This window comes from Aeromonas sp. sif2416, assembly GCF_019218665.1.
Taxonomy (GTDB): Bacteria; Pseudomonadota; Gammaproteobacteria; order Enterobacterales; family Aeromonadaceae; genus Aeromonas; species Aeromonas encheleia.
This window is the reverse complement of record NZ_JAHUXC010000067.1, coordinates 1-227: the sequence shown is the minus strand read 5'-3', so window position 1 is coordinate 227 and position 227 is coordinate 1. Positions and strand designations below refer to the sequence as shown.

Sequence of the window (227 nt, the reverse complement as noted above, 5' to 3'; positions counted from 1 at the left end):
GGGTGATGGCAGCGGTGCGGTGACCGAAGACCTGAACGTGGTCAGCGGTAACCTGACCGAGACCGGCAGCCTGAGCGTGACCGACGTGGACGGGGCCGACGAGGCCGAGTTCAAACCGGGTGTGGGCACCCCGAGTGCCGGCGCCCTGGGTCAGCTGGAGATCGATGCGGCTGGCAAGTGGAGCTATGAAGTCGCCAACGACAAGGTGCAGTACCTGGGCGAGGGCG

General features: G+C 67.0%; 1 protein-coding gene. It reads left to right on the top strand.

Annotated features, from left to right (window positions below):
- The coding region (locus KW821_RS21570; protein WP_218292883.1) for a VCBS domain-containing protein at positions 1-227 on the top strand (227 nt) is incomplete at both ends.